This is a genomic window from Paraburkholderia madseniana (assembly GCF_009690905.1).
Classification (GTDB): domain Bacteria; phylum Pseudomonadota; class Gammaproteobacteria; order Burkholderiales; family Burkholderiaceae; genus Paraburkholderia; species Paraburkholderia madseniana.
On the sequence record NZ_VOSW01000084.1, the window covers coordinates 23,862 to 41,604 of the forward strand.

At 62.2% G+C, this 17,743-nt stretch carries 17 protein-coding genes and 1 tRNA gene; 2 read left to right on the top strand and 16 right to left on the bottom strand.

Features of this window, described 5'->3' with window-relative positions:
- Window positions 1–347: 347 nt before the first annotated feature.
- From panB to FSO04_RS33465, 7 genes are all read right to left on the bottom strand, one after another.
- A complete protein-coding gene (gene panB / locus FSO04_RS33435) occupies window positions 348–1,163 on the bottom strand; it encodes a 3-methyl-2-oxobutanoate hydroxymethyltransferase (RefSeq protein ID WP_154565844.1) in 816 nt (271 codons plus the stop codon).
- A gap of 35 nt (window positions 1,164–1,198) precedes the next feature.
- Complete coding sequence (locus tag FSO04_RS33440; protein WP_154565845.1) at window positions 1,199–1,879, bottom strand: deoxynucleoside kinase; 681 nt, start codon at window positions 1,877–1,879, stop codon at window positions 1,199–1,201.
- A complete protein-coding gene (gene folK, locus FSO04_RS33445) occupies window positions 1,876–2,424 on the bottom strand; it encodes a 2-amino-4-hydroxy-6-hydroxymethyldihydropteridine diphosphokinase (protein WP_154565846.1) in 549 nt (182 codons plus the stop codon). The genes FSO04_RS33440 and folK overlap by 4 nt, the downstream gene beginning before the upstream one ends.
- 48 nt (window positions 2,425–2,472) lie before the next feature.
- Window positions 2,473–4,056 carry a polynucleotide adenylyltransferase PcnB gene (gene pcnB / locus FSO04_RS33450; protein WP_168435937.1) on the bottom strand — a complete coding sequence of 528 codons (1,584 nt, stop codon included), beginning with the start codon at window positions 4,054–4,056 and terminating at the stop codon, window positions 2,473–2,475.
- The gene (locus tag FSO04_RS33455) at window positions 4,053–4,739 is read right to left on the bottom strand and encodes a histidinol-phosphatase (protein WP_154565848.1); all 687 of its coding nucleotides are present in this window, start codon (window positions 4,737–4,739) and stop codon (window positions 4,053–4,055) included. Before FSO04_RS33455 ends, pcnB begins: the two co-directional genes overlap by 4 nt.
- Entirely contained in the window at window positions 4,732–5,505 is a 774-nt protein-coding gene (hda, locus tag FSO04_RS33460; RefSeq protein ID WP_168435938.1) for a DnaA regulatory inactivator Hda, read from the bottom strand. The genes FSO04_RS33455 and hda overlap by 8 nt, the downstream gene beginning before the upstream one ends.
- A 104-nt stretch (window positions 5,506–5,609) precedes the next feature.
- Complete coding sequence (locus FSO04_RS33465) at window positions 5,610–6,686, bottom strand: AI-2E family transporter (protein ID WP_154565849.1); 1,077 nt, start codon at window positions 6,684–6,686, stop codon at window positions 5,610–5,612.
- 159 nt (window positions 6,687–6,845) lie between these two features.
- Here FSO04_RS33465 and purM point away from each other — a divergent pair, with 159 nt between their 5' ends.
- Window positions 6,846–7,901: a phosphoribosylformylglycinamidine cyclo-ligase gene (gene purM, locus FSO04_RS33470; RefSeq protein ID WP_154565850.1), complete on the top strand. Its 1,056-nt coding sequence runs from the start codon at window positions 6,846–6,848 to the stop codon at window positions 7,899–7,901.
- Between the two features lie 72 nt (window positions 7,902–7,973).
- On the opposite strand, the gene miaA is transcribed toward purM, so the two are convergent.
- Both miaA and mutL read right to left on the bottom strand, forming a co-directional pair.
- Window positions 7,974–8,930 (bottom strand): tRNA (adenosine(37)-N6)-dimethylallyltransferase MiaA, encoded by a 957-nt coding sequence (gene miaA, locus FSO04_RS33475; RefSeq protein ID WP_154565851.1) that lies wholly within the window; start codon window positions 8,928–8,930, stop codon window positions 7,974–7,976.
- A gap of 43 nt (window positions 8,931–8,973) precedes the next feature.
- Window positions 8,974–11,013 carry a DNA mismatch repair endonuclease MutL gene (gene mutL / locus FSO04_RS33480; protein WP_154565852.1) on the bottom strand — a complete coding sequence of 680 codons (2,040 nt, stop codon included), beginning with the start codon at window positions 11,011–11,013 and terminating at the stop codon, window positions 8,974–8,976.
- Between the two features lie 273 nt (window positions 11,014–11,286).
- Here mutL and FSO04_RS33485 point away from each other — a divergent pair, with 273 nt between their 5' ends.
- Window positions 11,287–11,964, top strand: coding sequence for a DedA family protein (locus FSO04_RS33485; RefSeq protein WP_154565853.1), 678 nt, complete (start codon window positions 11,287–11,289; stop codon window positions 11,962–11,964).
- Window positions 11,965–12,130: 166 nt separating this feature from the next.
- On the opposite strand, the gene FSO04_RS33490 is transcribed toward FSO04_RS33485, so the two are convergent.
- The 7 genes from FSO04_RS33490 to tolA all read right to left on the bottom strand — a co-directional run.
- Window positions 12,131–12,943: a mechanosensitive ion channel family protein gene (locus tag FSO04_RS33490; RefSeq protein ID WP_154565854.1), complete on the bottom strand. Its 813-nt coding sequence runs from the start codon at window positions 12,941–12,943 to the stop codon at window positions 12,131–12,133.
- Window positions 12,944–13,136: 193 nt separating this feature from the next.
- Window positions 13,137–13,601, bottom strand: coding sequence for a hypothetical protein (locus FSO04_RS33495; RefSeq protein WP_325063544.1), 465 nt, complete (start codon window positions 13,599–13,601; stop codon window positions 13,137–13,139).
- Between the two features lie 338 nt (window positions 13,602–13,939).
- Window positions 13,940–14,015, bottom strand: a tRNA-Lys gene (locus FSO04_RS33500).
- 195 nt (window positions 14,016–14,210) lie between these two features.
- Window positions 14,211–14,960 (bottom strand): tol-pal system protein YbgF, encoded by a 750-nt coding sequence (gene ybgF / locus FSO04_RS33505; RefSeq protein WP_154565855.1) that lies wholly within the window; start codon window positions 14,958–14,960, stop codon window positions 14,211–14,213.
- A 19-nt stretch (window positions 14,961–14,979) separates the two neighbouring features.
- Window positions 14,980–15,489: a peptidoglycan-associated lipoprotein Pal gene (gene pal / locus FSO04_RS33510; RefSeq protein WP_035552920.1), complete on the bottom strand. Its 510-nt coding sequence runs from the start codon at window positions 15,487–15,489 to the stop codon at window positions 14,980–14,982.
- A 32-nt stretch (window positions 15,490–15,521) separates the two neighbouring features.
- On the bottom strand, window positions 15,522–16,814 hold the full coding sequence (gene tolB, locus FSO04_RS33515) for a Tol-Pal system beta propeller repeat protein TolB (RefSeq protein WP_154565856.1): 1,293 nt from the start codon (window positions 16,812–16,814) through the stop codon (window positions 15,522–15,524).
- Window positions 16,815–16,953: 139 nt separating this feature from the next.
- Window positions 16,954–17,743: cell envelope integrity protein TolA (gene tolA, locus FSO04_RS33520; RefSeq protein ID WP_154565857.1), on the bottom strand; the 790-nt coding region annotated here is incomplete at its 5' end.

Sequence of the window (17,743 nt, forward strand, 5' to 3'; positions counted from 1 at the left end):
CCCGGCTTTGGGTGACGCATGCCGCCACAGCGGCTCAACTGTGGCGAGCGTGCAGCAAGCGGGCCATCCATCCGGACAGGCGGGCGTGCCAAGTGGATTCCCGCACGTCATGCGGTGCGGTGGCGTGATTGCGGATTTCCGCTACGTCGATCAGGCAAAAGGGGCTCATGGTCATCTCTCTTCGGCTTGCGGCAGCGCCGCGCTAACAAGGTAGACGAAGATAGACGATCAGGTTTTCAGGCGATATCGGACGGGTCCCAAATAGGACAAAACAGGACCAAACGGGACAACACATCAATCGGGCGCAATTACGCCCGATTGATGTAATCCGCTAACAGACCGCGTAATTAGAACGTATGCTCCGGCCCCGGGAACGAGCCGTCCTTCACAGCACGCACATACGCTTCCACGGCAGCCTGAATGTTCGGCTGCCCCTGCATGAAATCTTTCACAAAGCGCGGCCGCTTGCCTGGGAAAATTCCCAGCATGTCGTGTAGCACCAGCACCTGACCCGAGCAATCCAGACCCGCGCCGATGCCGATCGTCGGAATCCGCAATTGCTTCGTGACTTCACTGCCGAGCAGCGTGGGAATCGCTTCTATCACGATCAGTTGGGCGCCTGCATTCTGCACGGCGAGCGCGTCGCGCAGCACCTGGCTCGCGCCGACATCGGTCTTGCCCTGCACCTTGAAACCACCGAACGCATGCACCGATTGCGGCGTCAGGCCGACGTGCGCGCACACCGGAATCGACCGTTCGACCAGAAAGCGCACCGTGTCCGCGAGCCACTCACCGCCTTCGAGTTTCACCATTTGCGCGCCGGCGCGCATGAGTTCCACGGAGCTTCTGAAGGCGTCTTCCGGCGTGCCGTACGTGCCGAACGGCAGGTCGGCGACCACCAGCGCCGAGGGCCGCGCTCGCGCGACGCTCGCCGTGTGATACGCGATGTCGGTAAGCGTGACTGGCAGCGTGGTTGCCTGGCCTTGCAGCACATTGCCGAGCGAGTCGCCGATCAACAGCACGTCGACGCCCGAGCGATCCAGCAGCGCGGCGAAGCTCGCGTCGTAACAGGTCAGCATGGCGATCTTTTCGCCAGCGTCGCGCATCGCCTGCAGTTTCGGGACGGTGATGGCGTTCCGGCTCGCTTCCTGCAAATAGGTCATGGGGAAATCCGTTGGAAAGAAGAGCGGCGCGTCGCTTAAAGCGACGTGCCTTTGACAAAGAATTCCTTGCGGCCGCGCATGGTTTCGATGCGTTCGGCGAGTAGCGCAAGGTCCGCGTCCGAGTCGAGCGGATTCAGATGTTCAGCGTTGACCGTCAGCACGGGTGCGCTGTCGTAGTGATAGAAAAACTCGTTGTAGGCGTCGCAGAGCGCGTGCAGATACGCATCGGAAATCTGCAGTTCCATTGGCACCGCGCGTTTCTGGATACGCGCGAACAGCACTTCGGGACTGGCTTGCAGGTAGACCACGAAATCCGGCGCAGGTGCGCTCACGTCGATTCGCGCGGCGAGGGCGCGATAAAGCTGCCACTCGTCTTCCTGCAGTGTCAGACGCGCGAAGATGTCGTTCTTCTGCGTCATGAAATCGGCAATCAGCGGTGTGCCCGCCACATGCGCGGCCGCCACGTTCTGGGCCTGCTGCGCGCGCTGCAAGGCGAAGTGCAATTGCGTGGGCAGCGCATAACGCGTGGTGTCGCGATAAAAGCGTTCGAGAAAGGGATTGTCCTGCGGTCGCTCGAACAGTTCCTGCATCGACCAGCGCTGGGCGAGCCGCCGCGCGAGTGAAGTCTTGCCGACGCCGATCGGCCCTTCGATCGCGAGATAGCCGAAGGGCGGCCGCAGTTGCGGCGCGGTGACGGTGAGTGGCGGCGAATTCATTCGCAACGGCCCTTGTCCCTGGCAGGGGCGTCGGCGGTCAATGCATTGAGCATCGGACACTGGCACGGCCCCTTCACCTTTTCGATGCGTTGATCGTGCACGCCACCAAGCAGCGCCTCCGCACGGCCGTGTTGCGGGATGATCAGCGTTGGGTCGATCTCGACAAGCGGCACCAGTGCAAAGGCGCGTTCGATCAAACGCGGATGCGGCACGATCAGATCGGCTTCGTCGATCGATTGATCGCCGTATAGCAGGATGTCCAGATCGAGCGTGCGCGGGGCGTTGCGAAACGGCCGTTCACGGCCGAACTGATGCTCGATTTTGTGGCATAGCGCTAGCAGATGCCGCACGGGGAGCGTCGTTTCGACCTTCACGACACAGTTGAAATAGTCGTCACCGCCCGCGTCGATCGGGGCAGTGCGATACAGGCTCGACTTGGCGAGCACGGAGATGGTGTGCTGTTGTGCCAGGCACACCACCGCGTCTTTCAGGGTCTGGCGCGCGTCCCCGAGATTCGCGCCGAGGCCGAGATAGGCAACCGTCATGGCATAACTTCCTGCAACTATCGTTCGACGGCAACAGCCAACGCTGTGTCAGTCTTCGTGCGGGCCGTCATGGCCCGCGTCGTTGGCTGTGCGTTCGGCTTGCGTGCCGCCCTCCATTCCGTCGCCCGGTTTGCGGCTCCTCGCGCCACTGCTGCGCCGCCGTCGTTTTCTGGGGCTTCGGTCCTTCCCGCCTTGCGTGAGCAAAGTCTCACGCGCCGCGACGTCTCCTTCGATGAACTCCGTCCACCACGCTCCGACCGACTCTTCGAGTTCGCCCGATTCGCAGCGCAACAGGAGGAAATCATACCCCGCTCTAAATCTTTGGTGTTCCAGCAGCTTCAGCGCGCTTCTTCCAGAGCGTTTCTCGAGGCGCAGTTGCAGCCCCCAGATCTCGCGCATATCCGACGAAAAGCGCTTGTGGATCGCGAGTTTCTCGGTTTGCATGTCGTGGACTTCGTCCATCGCGCGATGCAGGGCCGGCACCGGATATTCGCCGTTCGCTTCAAATTGTTGCCAGCGTGTCTGCACGTCGTGCCACAGCAGCGTGGCAAACAGGAAACCCGGCGAAACGGGCTTGCCGGCACGCACGCGGGCGTCCGTATTGGTCAGCGCGAGCGTAATGAATTTCTCGCCGATCGGCTGTTCCAGCACCACGTCGAGCAGCGGCAGCAGACCGTGATGCAGGCCTTCCTGGCGCAGACGTTTCAAACAGGCAAGCGCGTGGCCCGACAGCATCAGCTTGAGCATCTCGTCGAACAGACGCGCGGCCGGCACGTTGTTGATCAGATCGGCCATCTTGGCAATCGGCGCGCGGGTCGTGTCTTCGATCTCGAACTCGAGCTTGGCGGCAAAACGCACCACGCGAAGCATGCGCACCGGATCCTCGCGATAACGCGTGGCCGGGTCGCCGATCATGCGTAACAGACGCGCGCGCATGTCGGCCATGCCGTTGTGATAGTCCAGCACGGTTTGCGTGGCCGGATCGTAGTACATCGCATTGATCGTGAAGTCGCGGCGCGTGGCGTCTTCGTGCTGCTCGCCCCAGACGTTGTCGCGCAGCACGCGGCCGCTGGCGTCCACCGCGTGCGTGCGGCGGTCGAGCTCGTCGCGCTTCAGGCGGCGCGGCGGTGCCGCGTCGGCTGCGGGAGGATCGACCAGTGCGCGGAACGTCGAGGTTTCGATGATTTCCTGGCCGAACTGCACGTGCACGATCTGGAACCGACGGCCGATGATGCGCGCGCGGCGGAACAGCTTCTGCACCTGTTCGGGCGTGGCGTCGGTCGCGACGTCGAAGTCTTTCGGCTTGATGCCGAGCAGCAGATCGCGCACCGCACCGCCGACGATAAACGCGCGATGCCCCGCTTCCTGCAGACCCTCGGTGACGCGAATCGCGTTCCTCGAGATCAGCGACTGATCGATGCCATGCACGTCGTGCGGAATGATGACCGGCACGTCGGGGTCCCGCACGGTTTTGGCGGCAGGGCGCGCCGGTTTGCGGCGCGCTTTGGTGGCGCTGGACGCGTTGCGTGCCGGCGCCTCACCGGCTTCGTCTGCTTCGGCTTCGGCGGGCGGGGTGTCGTCAGCGGGCGCCGGGTCCTGGCCGAATAGCTTGCGGATAAGTTTTTTGATCACGAGGGTTGAAAGAGTTCGAGGATGCGCCAGCCTTTGGCCTGCGCATGGGCGCGCAATGTGTCGTCGGGATTGGTCGCGATCGGATCGGTGACCTTTTCGAGCAGCGGGATGTCGTTGTGCGAGTCGCTATAGAAATAGCTGTGCTCGAAGTCGCTCCAGGTCTTGCCAAGCGATGCCAGCCACGCCTCGGTACGGACGATCTTGCCTTCCTTGTAGCTCGGCGTGCCGGTGGGGCGGCCGGTGTACGGCGAATGCGGCTGGCCGTCGACGGTTTCCGCTTCGCAGGCAATCAGCGCGTCGACGCCGAACGCTTGCGCGATCGGACGGGTGATGAATTCGTTGGTCGCGGTGACCACGCAGCAGAGATCACCGGCTTCACGATGCTCCCTGACCAGTTCCAGCGCGACCGGAAAGATCGCCGGCTTGATCACTTCATGCATGTACTGCGCGTGAAGCTCGGCAAGCTGCGCGCGCGTGTATTTCGCGAGCGGCGTGAGCATGGCGATCAGATAAGCGTGAATGTCGAGCTTGCCGGCCTTGTAGTCGGCGAAAAAGCGGTCGTTTTCACGAGCGAAGTTTTCGGCGTCGACCATGCCTTGTTTCACCATGAAGCGGCCCCATTCGTGGTCGCTGTCAGTGGGAATGAGGGTGTGGTCGAGGTCGAAGAGTGCGAGGTTAGCCATGGGGGCCTATTTTACTTGAAGCGGCGGCGGGGGACGCGGATGAGGCCGATGAAGGGGGCGCGGCTCGCCGATCGTCGGCGTCGGGCGAGGCCAGCATGGTGCGCAGGAGCGGCAGCGTAACCGCGCGTTTCTGTTCGAGCGAGAAGCGGTCGAGCGCGTCGAGCAAGGCCATCAGGCTCGGCATATCGCGCCGAAAATGCGTGAGCAGGTAGGCGGGGACGTCGTCGGCGAGCATGATGCCGCGCTCGCGCGCCGCGTGTTTCAGCACGGCGGCCTTGCCTTCGTCCGGCAGCGGCGCGAGATGAAACACCAGGCCCCAGCCGAGACGGGTGCGCAGATCTTCGCGCACCGTCATTCCGATCGGTGGCGCATTGCCCGCGGCGACGAGCGCGCTGGTGGGATGCGCGCGCACCTCGTTGAACAGGTTGAACACGGCAATCTGCTGCGCCGCGGACAGACCGTCGCAATCGTCGACCGCATACAGCGCGACGCGCGGGTCGAACGTGAAAGCGGCGAGGCTGCTCTGCGGACCGGCAAAACGTGCATGACCCGGCGGCGCTTCGTGGACCAGCGCCTGCAGCAGATGCGTGCGGCCGCTGCCGGCCTCGCCCCAGACATAGAAGGTGCGATCGGCCACTGGCCCGGCCGCGAGCGCGTTGTCGAGCTCGCGCAGCCGCGTGACCAGCTCGGCGTTGGCGCCGGCGAAGAAATTGTCGAATGTCGATGGCGGCGGGGTGCCGAGATCGAGCGTCAGTTGACGAAGCACAGTAGGTTAATGCCGAAAATGAGGCTTAGGCCGCAAATGGCCCGGATCGCGGGCCCTAAAACGTCCGTAAACAGTCAATGAGCAGTCAATGAGCAGTCAGTGACTCAGTTGTTGTAAAGCGTGCTCGTCAGATAGCTTTGACGCAACTCGCGCATGGCTACCGACAGAATGGCGCTGACCGGCAATGCCAGCAACACGCCGAAAAAGCCGAACAGTTGACCGAACGCGAGCAACGCGAAGATTACCGCGAGCGGGTGCAGGCCGATCCGTTCGCCGACGAGGCGCGGCGTGAGATAAAAGCTCTCCACGATCTGGCCGACGCCGTAAATCAGCGCGACCGCGCCGAAGCCGTACCAGTCGCCGAACTGTAGCAGTGCCGCGAGCAGCGCCAGCGCGAGACCGGTTGCAAAACCGATGTACGGGATGAACACAGCGAGGCCCGTGAAAATACCCACCGGCAGCGCGATCTCGAAGCGAGCGATGGTCAGCGCAATCGCATAATAGACCGCGAGCACGCCCATCACGAGCAATTGGCCGCGCAGGTATTGCGACAGCATCTGGTCCATGTCGCGCGCGAGTTGCAGCGTCTTGTCGAGCCAGCGGCGCGGCACCGTGATCTGCATGCGAGCGAGCATGCGATTCCAGTCGTACAGCAGATAAAACAGCACGAGCGGCACCATCACGAGGTTGCCGACCACTGTCATCATCACGTTGCCGCTGGTGCGAACGGAGGTCCATACATACAGCGCGACCTGCTGCGCGCTGCCTTCGAGCTGGCCCATCACGAGATCGCGGATGCTGGCGAAATCGAGCGAGTCGGCGAGGCCCAGCAGCGCAAGCTTCGGTTGCAGCCAGGCGCTCACGTGAGCGAACAGCACGGGCACCTGCTGCTTCAACTGCGGCCCTTCTTTCTGGATGACGGCCAGCACCAGCAGTACGAGCAGCGTCATCAGCAACGAGAACAGCAGCATCATCAGCAAGGCGGCGAGTCCGCGCGGCACGCGCCGGCGCACCATCCACGCGACGCCCGGTTGCAGAATGTACGCGAGAATGGCGCCCAGCAGGAACGGCGTGAGGACCGGGCTCAGGAGCCAGAGCAGAATGCCGACGCCCAGCGCGATCGCCAGCCAGATAAAGGCGCGGCGCTGCACAGGCGTCAGGATCGAGGAGTTCTGTTGCAAAGTTATTTCCCTGGTGTCGTCGTGACCGGAGGATTCAGGATGATTCAAATTCCAGCCAGCCGGCCGGCAACTCTGTATGGGACCAGAGTAAGCGCTGAAGCGCCAACTCTGGTCGGCATCGGGTAAAATCGCATTTTACCGACCTTCTTGCTCTTCCCCATGAATCAACCGAAATCCGCCTCTGACGCCCAAGGTTTGTCGTATCGCGACGCCGGCGTGGACATCGACGCGGGCGACGCCCTTGTCGACGCGATCAAGCCCTTTGCCAAAAAGACGATGCGCGACGGCGTGCTGGGTGGCATCGGCGGGTTTGGCGCGCTGTTTGAAGTGCCGAAGAAATACAAGGAACCGGTGCTGGTTTCGGGCACCGACGGTGTCGGCACTAAGCTGCGCCTCGCGTTCCAACTGAACAAACATGACACCGTCGGCCAGGATCTGGTGGCGATGAGCGTGAACGACATCCTGGTGCAGGGCGCCGAACCGCTGTTCTTCCTCGATTATTTCGCTTGCGGCAAGCTGGACGTCGGTACGGCGGCAACGGTCGTGAAGGGTATCGCGCATGGCTGCGAACTGTCCGGCTGCGCGCTGATCGGCGGCGAGACGGCTGAAATGCCGGGCATGTATCCGGACGGTGAATACGATCTGGCCGGTTTTGCGGTCGGCGCGGTGGAAAAGAGCAAGATTATCGACGGCAGCACGATCGCCCCGGGCGACGTGGTGCTGGGCCTGGCTTCCAGCGGCATCCATTCGAATGGTTTTTCGCTGGTGCGCAAGATCATCGAGCGCGCGCAGCCGGATCTGAATGCGGATTTCGATGGCCGCTCGCTGGCCGATGCGCTGATGGCGCCTACGCATATTTATGTGAAGCCTTTGCTGGCCTTGATGCAGCAGATCGCTGTGAAGGGTATGGCGCACATCACTGGCGGTGGTTTGGTCGAGAACATTCCGCGCGTTTTGCGTGAAGGTCTGACGGCTGAGCTGGATCACCGTAGCTGGACGATGCCGCCGCTGTTCTCGTGGCTGCAGGAGCACGGCGGCGTGGCGGATGCGGAAATGCACCGCGTGTTCAACTGCGGGATCGGCATGGCGGTTGTGGTTGCCGCTGCTGATGCCGATGCGGCGATCGCGTCTTTGTCGGCGGCTGGCGAGCAGGTCTGGAAGATCGGCGTGATTCGCGAGAGCGCGGCCGGTGAAGCTCAGACGGTAGTCGTCTAACCAGCCCCAGCTTGACCCAAGGCTGGTTTGCCTGCGCGGCGTACAGAAAGAACGCGCCGCGCGGGTAAAACCTCAAATTAGCGCTTCAATCAAGCTCACGACCTGCCCGGTAGCGTTGGGGTCGCAGCAATCAACAACAACCCGCTCGGTCATGCTGCGCAGCCATGTGAGCTGCCGTTTGCACAATTGCCGGGTAGCAAACACCCCCTTATCCCGCATGGTCGAGTAATCGACCGCCCCGTCGAGATATTCCCAGGCCTGCCGATATCCCACGCAGCGCATGGACGGCATCTCGGGCAATAGATCTCCGCGCTCGCGCAATTTCACCACTTCGTCGATAAAGCCGTCGGCCAGCATGGCGTCGAAGCGCTTTTCGATGCGCGCATGCAGCCAGCTTCGATCGGAAGGCTCGAGCGCAATGGGCACAAAGCGCCACGCCAAAGCGGCGTCGTCCGTTCGAGCGGGCGCGGCTAGCAGAGCGGACATCGCTTGCCCCGTCAGCATGAAAACTTCGAGCGCCCGCTGAATTCGCTGCGAATCGTTCGGCGCCAGACGCGCGGCCGTAACGGGATCGACAGCGGCAAGCCGCGCATGCATTGCCGGCCAGCCGTGGCGTGCGGCATCGGCATCGAGCGTCGCGCGAACGTCGGCATCCGCGGCGGGCAGGTCGTTTAGCCCTTGAGTGAGCGCCTTGTAGTACAACATTGTCCCGCCGACCAGCAAGGGCAGTCGCCCGCGCGCGCTGATCTCGCCGATCAGGCGCAACGCGTCGCTGCGAAATTCCGCCGCCGAATATGCGTCCGTCGGATCGACGATGTCGATCAGATGATGCGGCGCCACCGCGCGTTCTTCCGCCGTCGGCTTGGCGGTGCCGATATCCATCTCGCGATAGACCAGCGCCGAATCGACACTGATGATTTCCACTGGCCGCCGTGCGGCCAGCGCCAGCGCAGCAGCGGTTTTGCCGGACGCGGTCGGGCCGAGCAGGCAAGGGATCGGCGTGGGTGTGCGTGAGGTGCTTGAGGTCATAGGCAAGACGACGCGCGCCGAATCAGCGTAATCAGGCGCACCGTCACTGCCCACGCATGAACAGCCGATCGAGATCGGACAGCGTCAGCTGGTACCACGTCGGACGCCCGTGGTTGCATTGGTCGGCGCGCTCGGTCGCCTCCATCTGGCGCAGCAGGGCGTTCATTTCGTCGAGCGTCAGACGCCGGTTCGCGCGCACCGCGTGATGGCAGGCGAGCGTGCCGAGCAGTTCGTGCTGACGCTCCGTCAGTACGCGTGAACCGCCGAACGCATGCAGGTCCGAGAGGACCGCACGGGCCAAGGCCTGCAGATCGGCGTCTTTCAGCAGGGCGGGCACAGCGCGGATCGCGAGCGTAGTCGGCGACAGCACCGCGAGGTCGAAGCCGAGTGCGTCCAGCGTGTCGCGCTCTTCTTCGACCGTGCCGATTTCGATCGGATCGGCCTGCATGGTCTGCGGGATCAGCAGCGGCTGCACGGCAATCGTGCGATCGGCCAGCGCGTTTTTAAACTGCTCGTACAGGATGCGCTCGTGCGCGGCGTGCATATCGACAATCACCAGTCCATGTGCGTTCTGTGCGAGCACATAGATGCCGTGAATCTGGCCGAGGGCGAAACCGAGCGGCTGCTCGTCGGAGGCATTGAACGCGGGCGATGCGTATGACCCTGAGGCGTTGTACGGGGACGGCGCTTCCGTAGCCGAGTCGCGCGCTTCGAAGAGCGTCGCGCCTTCCGCTGTGCCGGTGTTCGTGTCTCTGCGGCCGAAGAGGGCGTCGTAGAAGGCCAACGGTTGGGCAACCGGCAGCGTGCCTTGTGTCATGCGTGCCTGGCGCATCCAGCTATTGCCCGGCTGCGAGGATCCGGATCCGCTACCAAAGCCGCCGCCGAAGCCGCCTGCAGTGGTGCCGAAGCCACCGCCGCCTCCAGCACCCGCGCCGCCGAGCGGTGTAGCGCCGAACGAAGCCGGCCCACCCGGCGATGCTTCCAGATGCGCTGCATGCCCACCGGCAGTCGTTTCCGGCGACGCGCCCGCATGCCGGGCCAACGCACGCTGCACGGCATGAAACACGAACTGGTGAATCGAACGGGAATCGCGAAACCGCACTTCGATTTTCGACGGATGCACGTTCACATCGACCGCTTCTGGCGGCAGATCGAGAAACAGCACATAGGACGGATAGCGGTCGCCATGCAGCACGTCTTCGTAGGCGGCGCGCACGGCGTGCGTGAGCAGCTTGTCGCGCACGAACCGGCCATTGACGAAGAAATACTGCTGATCGGCGCGTCCGCGGCTCGCGGTCGGCAGGCCGGCGCAGCCGTAGACGGCGAGCGGTCCAGCGGATTCGTCGAGCGGCAAATGAGCCGTCGCAAAGGTTTCGCCGAGGATCTTGGCGACCCGCACGGGAGGTTCGCTGGCATTCCAGTGTTCGACCGCCTTACCGTTGTGCAGGACCGAAATCGCCACATCCGGCCGCGCCAGCGCAGCGCGACGAATCTGTTCGAGGCAATGGCCGAGTTCGGTCTGCTCGCTTTTCAGGAATTTGCGGCGCGCGGGCGTGTTGAAGTACAGCTCGCGGACTTCGATCGTGGTGCCCTGGGTGCCCGCGGCGGGGCTCAGCACTCCCGTTTGCGCGTCGACGCGCACGGCGTGCGGCGCGTCAGCAGTGCGGCTCGTGATGGCCATCTGCGCGACGGATGCAATCGACGCCAGCGCCTCACCGCGAAACCCCAGCGTGGCAACCGCTTCCAGTTCGGCGAGCGAGCGGATCTTGCTGGTCGCGTGACGCATCAGCGCGAGCGCGAGTTCGTTTTCGGGGATGCCGCAGCCGTCGTCGGTGATCGAGATGCGTTTGACGCCGCCTTCGTCGAGCAGGATGCGCAGCGTCTGCGCGCCGGCGTCGAGCGCATTTTCGAGCAATTCCTTGACCACCGAGGCCGGCCGCTCGACCACTTCGCCGGCGGCAATCTGGCTGATCAACTGATCGGGCAGGGGCTGGATCGCCCGCAACGGGCGTGGGACGGGCGCGGCGGCGGAAACTGCGGCCGCGTCGGCGGTGCCGGCAGGCGTTTCGGAGAATTCTGACATGGCGAAATTATAGCGATTCGGCGCGAACAGGCTGGATGGGGGCCGAAGGTAGGAATCGGCGCGGTCGTGCGGCAGGTGATCGCAGAACTGCAGAATCGCCGCACGGCGTCGAAATTGTCCGCGCAAGGCAGATTTTTAATCGCAGCCGGGCACTTTCGGTATCATGACGCGGTCAATTTCCAGCGGCGAGCATGCGCTCGTTGCTCATCGCCCGCAAGGCTGCTGACGCGGCCGCTTCCGCCACGCTCACATTCGCTCAATAAAGGACGCTTTTTGGACACGCTGCTACAGTTCGCCAACCTTGTCTTGCACATCGACAAGTTTCTGGGAGTCTTTATTCACGAGTACGGCGCCTGGGTCTACGCGGTGCTGTTTCTGATCGTGTTCTGCGAAACCGGGCTGGTCGTCCTGCCGTTTCTGCCGGGCGATTCACTGCTGTTCATCGGCGGTGCTTTTTGTGCGACCGGCGAAATGAATCTCGGTTTGCTGATCGTGCTGCTGCTCGTCGCTGCGATCACCGGCAACACGGTTAACTACATGGTCGGGCGGTCCATCGGGCCTCGGGTGTTCAATTCGCGCATCCCTTTCCTTGAGCGCTTCCTCGACCGCAGCGCGCTGCAGAAGACTCATAACTTCTACGAGAAGCATGGCGGCAAGACCATCGTGCTGGCGCGTTTCATTCCGGTGGTGCGGACTTTCGCCCCATTCGTGGCGGGCGCGTCGGAGATGACGGTTAGCCGGTTCCAGCTTTTCAATGTCCTGGGTGCGCTGCTCTGGGTGTTGCTGCTGGTGTTCCTCGGTTACTTCTTCGGCAACATTCCGTTCATCCGGCAGTATTTGAACCTGATCGTGCTGGTGGGTATCGGCGCGGCCGTGGTGCCGGTTGTGCTCGGCGCGCTGTGGAAAGTGACGCGCAAGAAGAGCGACGCGGCCAAGTCGGGTAGCCGCTAACGCTTCACGTAGTACGAAGCTGAACGAACAAACGGCGTCACGAATCTCGCGACGCCGTTTTCGTTTTGCGGTTGGGCTTTTGGTCAGTTGAAGCGCTGAGGCAGCGAACAACGCTTCACCTTAGCGGACGTCAGCCTCGATCCAGAGACCTGAGCCCCGATAGTGCTCAACTGACGATACGCGGCGCAAGCGGTGTTTCCGGTGTCGGATAGCCTGCGTCCTTGAAGGTCTGGATGATCGCGCGGTTGGTGTCGAAGTAGACCTGCCAGTAATGATCGGTATGCGTGTAGGGCCGCACGCACAGCAACGGTCCTTCCGGCGTGAAGCTCAGTACTTCGATATCCGGTGCGGGACTCTCGGCCACGTTGGGGATCTGCGTAACGGCCGCCTTCAACCGGACCATCGCATCCGTAGGATCGACGCCGTTCGCAATCTTCGCGGTCAGCTCGACGCGCCGCACCGGCAGTGCGCTGTAGTTCGAGATTGTGTCCGAAAAGATCTTGTTGTTACCCACGATGGTTACCACATTGTCGGGCGTCACGATGGTCGTGCCGAATAACCCCAGTTCCGAGACCGTGCCCGTGACACCGCCCGCCATGACGAAATCCCCCACCTTGAACGGCCGCAGCACCTGCATGAAGATGCCTGCCGCGAAGTGTGCGAGCAAGCCGCCCCACGCCGTGCCGATTGCAAGACCGAGGCCGGCGAGCAATGCGGCGAACGAGGTAGTCTGGACGCCGAACACCTGCAGGATCGCAAGGATCAGCAGCAGGTTCAGCAGTGCGCCGAGAATCGAACCGAGGTAATGAGCGAGTGTTGGATCGACGTGGCCGTTTTTCGACAACAGTTTGCGAAGCAAGCCGGTGATGAGGCCGATGACCCACCGGCCGACGATCCACAAGACGATTGCGCCGAGTACCTTGGTGCCGAGGTCGATGCCTCGGGTCATGATGAACACGCGTACGGTTTCGAGATCCAAGATGTTCCTCGCTGGTTGAGTTGCCTTCGACTGATTGAACGGCGGTAGTGCAATACAGCGGCGAATGCCCGGCGACGGGCGCAAACTGTAAATCTCGGTCTTCGAAAGTTATACGCGACGGCGCGCGCGACCGCAAGGTCCGTTCCTGTTGATGATGCGGATTGCGTAAGGGAAGAAAACGGGCCGCGTGGGGCTACATCGGCAGTTGAGATTCGGAGTACGGGGACGTGCGAATGACCAGCGTGTTGTCGTTAGTTTTGGCGGCGCGCGCGCGACGTGCCACGTAGCGCGAAGCCAAAGCCGCAATGGCTGCAAGCACATATGCGCTGGCGCGTTCGAAGAACGCGGCCGGCGTGCTGAATTTGCCATAGCGGCTCTGCGCATCGGCGAACACGAGAAAGGTTAGCGCGGCATCGAGCAGCAAGGCGGCCGAAATCATTGCGACGAAAATGTGCGCACCATTGAGCGCGGCGCCGGGTGCGAACCGGTTGCACAGATGACATGCGCTCAGAACGATAGCCAGCAAAACAAGGTTCGAGACGAGGTCGAACAGAAAATTGGTCATGTTGACAGAATGAAAGCGCAGGGATCTGCGGCGTTGCCAAAGCGTCTGCTCACGCAGCGTTGCAGCGTGATTCGCAGAATCGGCGGCGATCATTGCACGTCTTCACGTCTCAATAAATATCAATGTTCGGAGTCCGTTGTATCTGTTTCGTATCGAAGAGGCGTGATGTAAGAGGGGCCCGTGGGTGCGTGGGGTTTTGTGATTGGCGCTGTGAGAATGCTTCGCACGCGTGTAAAGAGTGCGGCGATATCGTTCCGATTTCGTCGCTTTCGTCGCTTTCGCTCGTCACTCAAACGGTGTTTCTCGCGACGCCATTCGGTTGGGGCGATACGGACGAATGGTGACGGCGTGATTCGCCGAGACCGCGCGCGGATTCGAGCCGCAAAAAGAAAAGGGCTTGCACGCTGACGCGTGCAAGCCCTTGAATCTTTTGGTAGGCCGTACGGGATTCGAACCTGTGACCAACGGATTAAAAGTCCGCTGCTCTACCAGCTGAGCTAACGACCCAAAAGAGAAGCGAGATTATAGCGATAGGACCTATGGCCTGTCAACCCATGGTGGTGAGTCGAGCTATCCGCACTTCAGATAGTGAAAAGCCCGAGGTATCACTACCCCGGGCTTTCCGGCGAGAGGCGCGCGTGACTGTTGATTTGGAGACTGCGCAGCCACTGCGCGTTACATCAACTGCCAAACCCTGTACGACTACTTGATCTGCGACAGCTTGCTCTGAGCCGACTGGGCGACGTCCGAGCCGCCGTACTGCGCGACGATCTGCTCCAGCGTCTTCTTGGCCGCAGCCTTCTGACCTTGCTCGAGCTGATTGTTCGCAATCGCGAGCAACGCTTCCGGCGCACGCGGATGCTGCGGATACTTAGCCACCACACCTTGCCAGGTCGCCGTCGAGCCCTTGTAGTCGCGCAGCGCATACAGCGCGTTGCCGAGCCAGTACTGCGCGGTCGGCTGGTAAGGACTGTTCGGAAACTTGGAGATGAAGCTGCGGAACGCCGCCGCCGCATTCTTGAAGTCGCCGTTGCGGAACAACTGTGAAGCCGCATTGAACGAATCGGTTTCGCCCGGCTGCACCTCACCCTGGACGCCATCCACCGTCTGTTGCTGCGGCTCGAATTTCTTCAGGCGCGTGTCCAGATCGGTGTAGTAGTCCTTCTGCTGTTTTTGCAGCGTGGTGAGTTGGTTGCCCATATCCTCGTTCTGCCCACGCAACGTTGCGACCTGCTGATTCAACTGGTCGAGGCGGTTGGACTGATCGAGGATCGTGCGCTGTGCGGCCGACAATTGGCTCGACAGGCTATCGGTCTTCGAACGCAGATCGAGAATGGCCTGACGGGCCTGATCGTCGTCAAAGATGCCCGCATGCGCAGGCATAGCCGCGAAGGCCGTGCCCGCGACGCAGGCCGCTGCGGCAAACCGCAGCCAGGAGAAACGATGCGTCATTCGGCTCATCACCTGTTACTTACTGTTGGTACACGAGGTCGGCGCGGCGGTTTTGTGCCCACGACGATTCGTCATGACCGGTAGCTTGCGGCTTTTCCTTGCCGAGGCTCACGGCTTCCATTTGCGAGTCCGTCACGCCCATCAGCGACAGCGAACGGCGCACCGCCTCGGCACGCTTCTGGCCGAGTGCCAGGTTGTATTCGCTGGTGCCGCGTTCGTCGGTGTTGCCCTGGATCAGGACGTGACGTTGCGGATGGCTCTTCAGGTATTGCGCGTGTTGTTGCAGCAGCGATTGATAGTCGTCCTTGACCGAGTAGCTGTCGAAGTCGAAGTAGATGCTGCGCTTGGCGAGCGGGCTGTTCGGATCGTTTAGCGGATCGACGTTGACCTGAGCGACATCGGTCGGATTCGGTTGCGTCGAAACTGCACCACCCTTGTTAGCGTTTTCGTCGAGCTTGACGCCCGAGTGACATGCGGCCAACGCACCGACCATCAATACGGCAAATGCGAAACGAAGTTTTGACATCATTTTGTTACTCTCCTTGTGTTGTTGCATGAACGTTACTGCATAAACGGGCCCCAGGATGGCTCGCGTACGCTGCCACCCTGAACGGAAAGGACCTGCCGAGTGCGACCGTCGGTCGATACTGCGGCCAACACGCCACGGCCGTTCACCTCTGTGGCGTAAAGAATGTACTGACCGTTCGCCGCGAAGCTCGGCGATTCGTCATGTGTGGTGTCCGTCAGGCCCGTTGCCGTGTTGCCTTGCAGGTCCTGGATATACAGCCTGAAGCCGCCGCCGACGCGCGAAATATAGGCGAGCTGCTTGCCGTCCGGGCTGACGCGCGGGCTGGTGTTGTAGTTGCCCGTGAAGGTCACGCGTTGCGCGGCGCCGGCGTTCTCGCCCTGGGCCGACATCTTGTAGATCTGCGGTTGGCCGCCACGGTCGCTGGTGAAATAGATCGACTGGCCGTCAGGAGAGAAGCACGGTTCAGTGTCGATCGAACTGCCTTGCGTCAGGCGCCGCAGGCCGCTGCCGTCCGCATTGACGGCGAAAATCTGCGTGTTGCCGGTGCGCGAAAGCGCGACGGCCAGCGTGCGGCCGTCCGGCGACCATGCCGGCGCACTGTTGTTACCCTTCTGGTCTGATACGACCACGCGACGGCCCGTAGGCAGGTCGTGGATGTAGACGATCGGCTTCTTCTTTTCGAACGAAACGTAAGCGACCTTGGTGCCGTCAGGCGACCAGGCGGGCGAGATGATCGGCTCGGGGCTCGACAGCGCGATGTGCGCGTCCTGGCCGTCCGAATCGGAGATCTGCAACTGATAACGGCCACCGGTCTTGATGACGTACGACAGGCGCGTGGCGAACACGCCGCGGCCGCCCATCAGCTTCGCGTAGATATAGTCCGCAACCTTGTGTGCGCTCATGCGCAAGCCGCTTTCCGGGCTCACCAGCACGAGGCCGCCCAGGCTTTCGCCCTTGACTGTGTCGTACAGCTTGAAGCGCACTTCGTACTGGCCGTTCGGCAAGCGGTTCACGCTGCCCGACACGAACGCGTTGGCGCCCTTGGCCTTCCAGCTGCCGAGGTCGACGGAATCGGTTTCCGCGACGGGCGTGCTGCCCGCGTCGATATTCGTGAATTTGCCGCTGCGTTGCAGATCCTGACGCACGATCGTACTGACCTGCTGCGGCGAGTTCGCTTCATTGGCGAAATTCGCCGTTGCGATCGGAAACTGGGTGGACCCGACGCCTGTCACGAGGACGTTGAGTTGTGCGTGGGCGGCGCCGCCGACGGCGATCAGGCACGATGCTACAAGTGTCCGCAGGCCTAGCTTGGTCATCAAACTCATGCTGAATGGTTTCCCCAAAAACGGTTTTACTAACACTTCACGACAGCAGAGAGACCCGAAAACATCTAATTCGTTCCCGGGCGCGCCGCGCTGGGCGGGGCGCGGCGTCTGCTGTCAACTGACTGTCAAACTGTTGCAATCAACCTGCCGGGCGCAACGTAATCTTGAAGCTGGTCGGCGTCTTCCCGTCGATGTCCTGAGGCATCGGATTGGAACGCTGGACGGCCCGCAGTGCCGCATCGTCCCACGCCGAGTTGCCGCTGCTGCGCGCGATCTGCGCGTCCAGCAGCGTGCCAGTCGGCGAGCAGCGCACGGAGATGACGGTCTCCAGACCTTCCGTTTCGCCACCCCACGAGATATTCGGGCGCACCACACGACGCACCTTGTCCGCGTAACCCGGCGATGTCGCCGTGCCACCCGAGCCGCTACCCGTGCCGCTCTTCGCGAGTCCATTGCCGGTCGAACCCGGGGCGCCTGCCGAACCTTGCATCTGGGCAAGCCGCTCACGACGTTCCGCATCCAGCTTCTTGGCTTGCGCCGCTGCATCGGCCTGCGCCTTGGCCTTCGCCGCTTTCTGCGCATCGGCTTTCTTCTGCGCCTCAGCGTCGGCTTGTTTCTGCTGCTCCTGCTGTTGCTTTTGCTGGTCGGCCAATTGCTGTTGTTTCAGCTTGTCGGCCTGCTGCTGTTGCTGTTGTTGCAACTGTTTCTGCTTGGCCGCGGCCGCTTTTTGCGCAGCCTGATCGGCCGCCAGTTGCCGCTGGCGCTTCGCCTCGGCTTCCTGCTGGGCTTGCAGCTTCTGCTGACGCAGTTGCTCGGCCAGTTGCGCCTGACGGGCCGCTTCCTGTTGCTGGCGTTTCTTTTCCTGCAACGCGATGTCGGCCTGTTCATCCGGCAGCGGCAACTGGCGGCCGATCAGGCTGCGCAAAAAG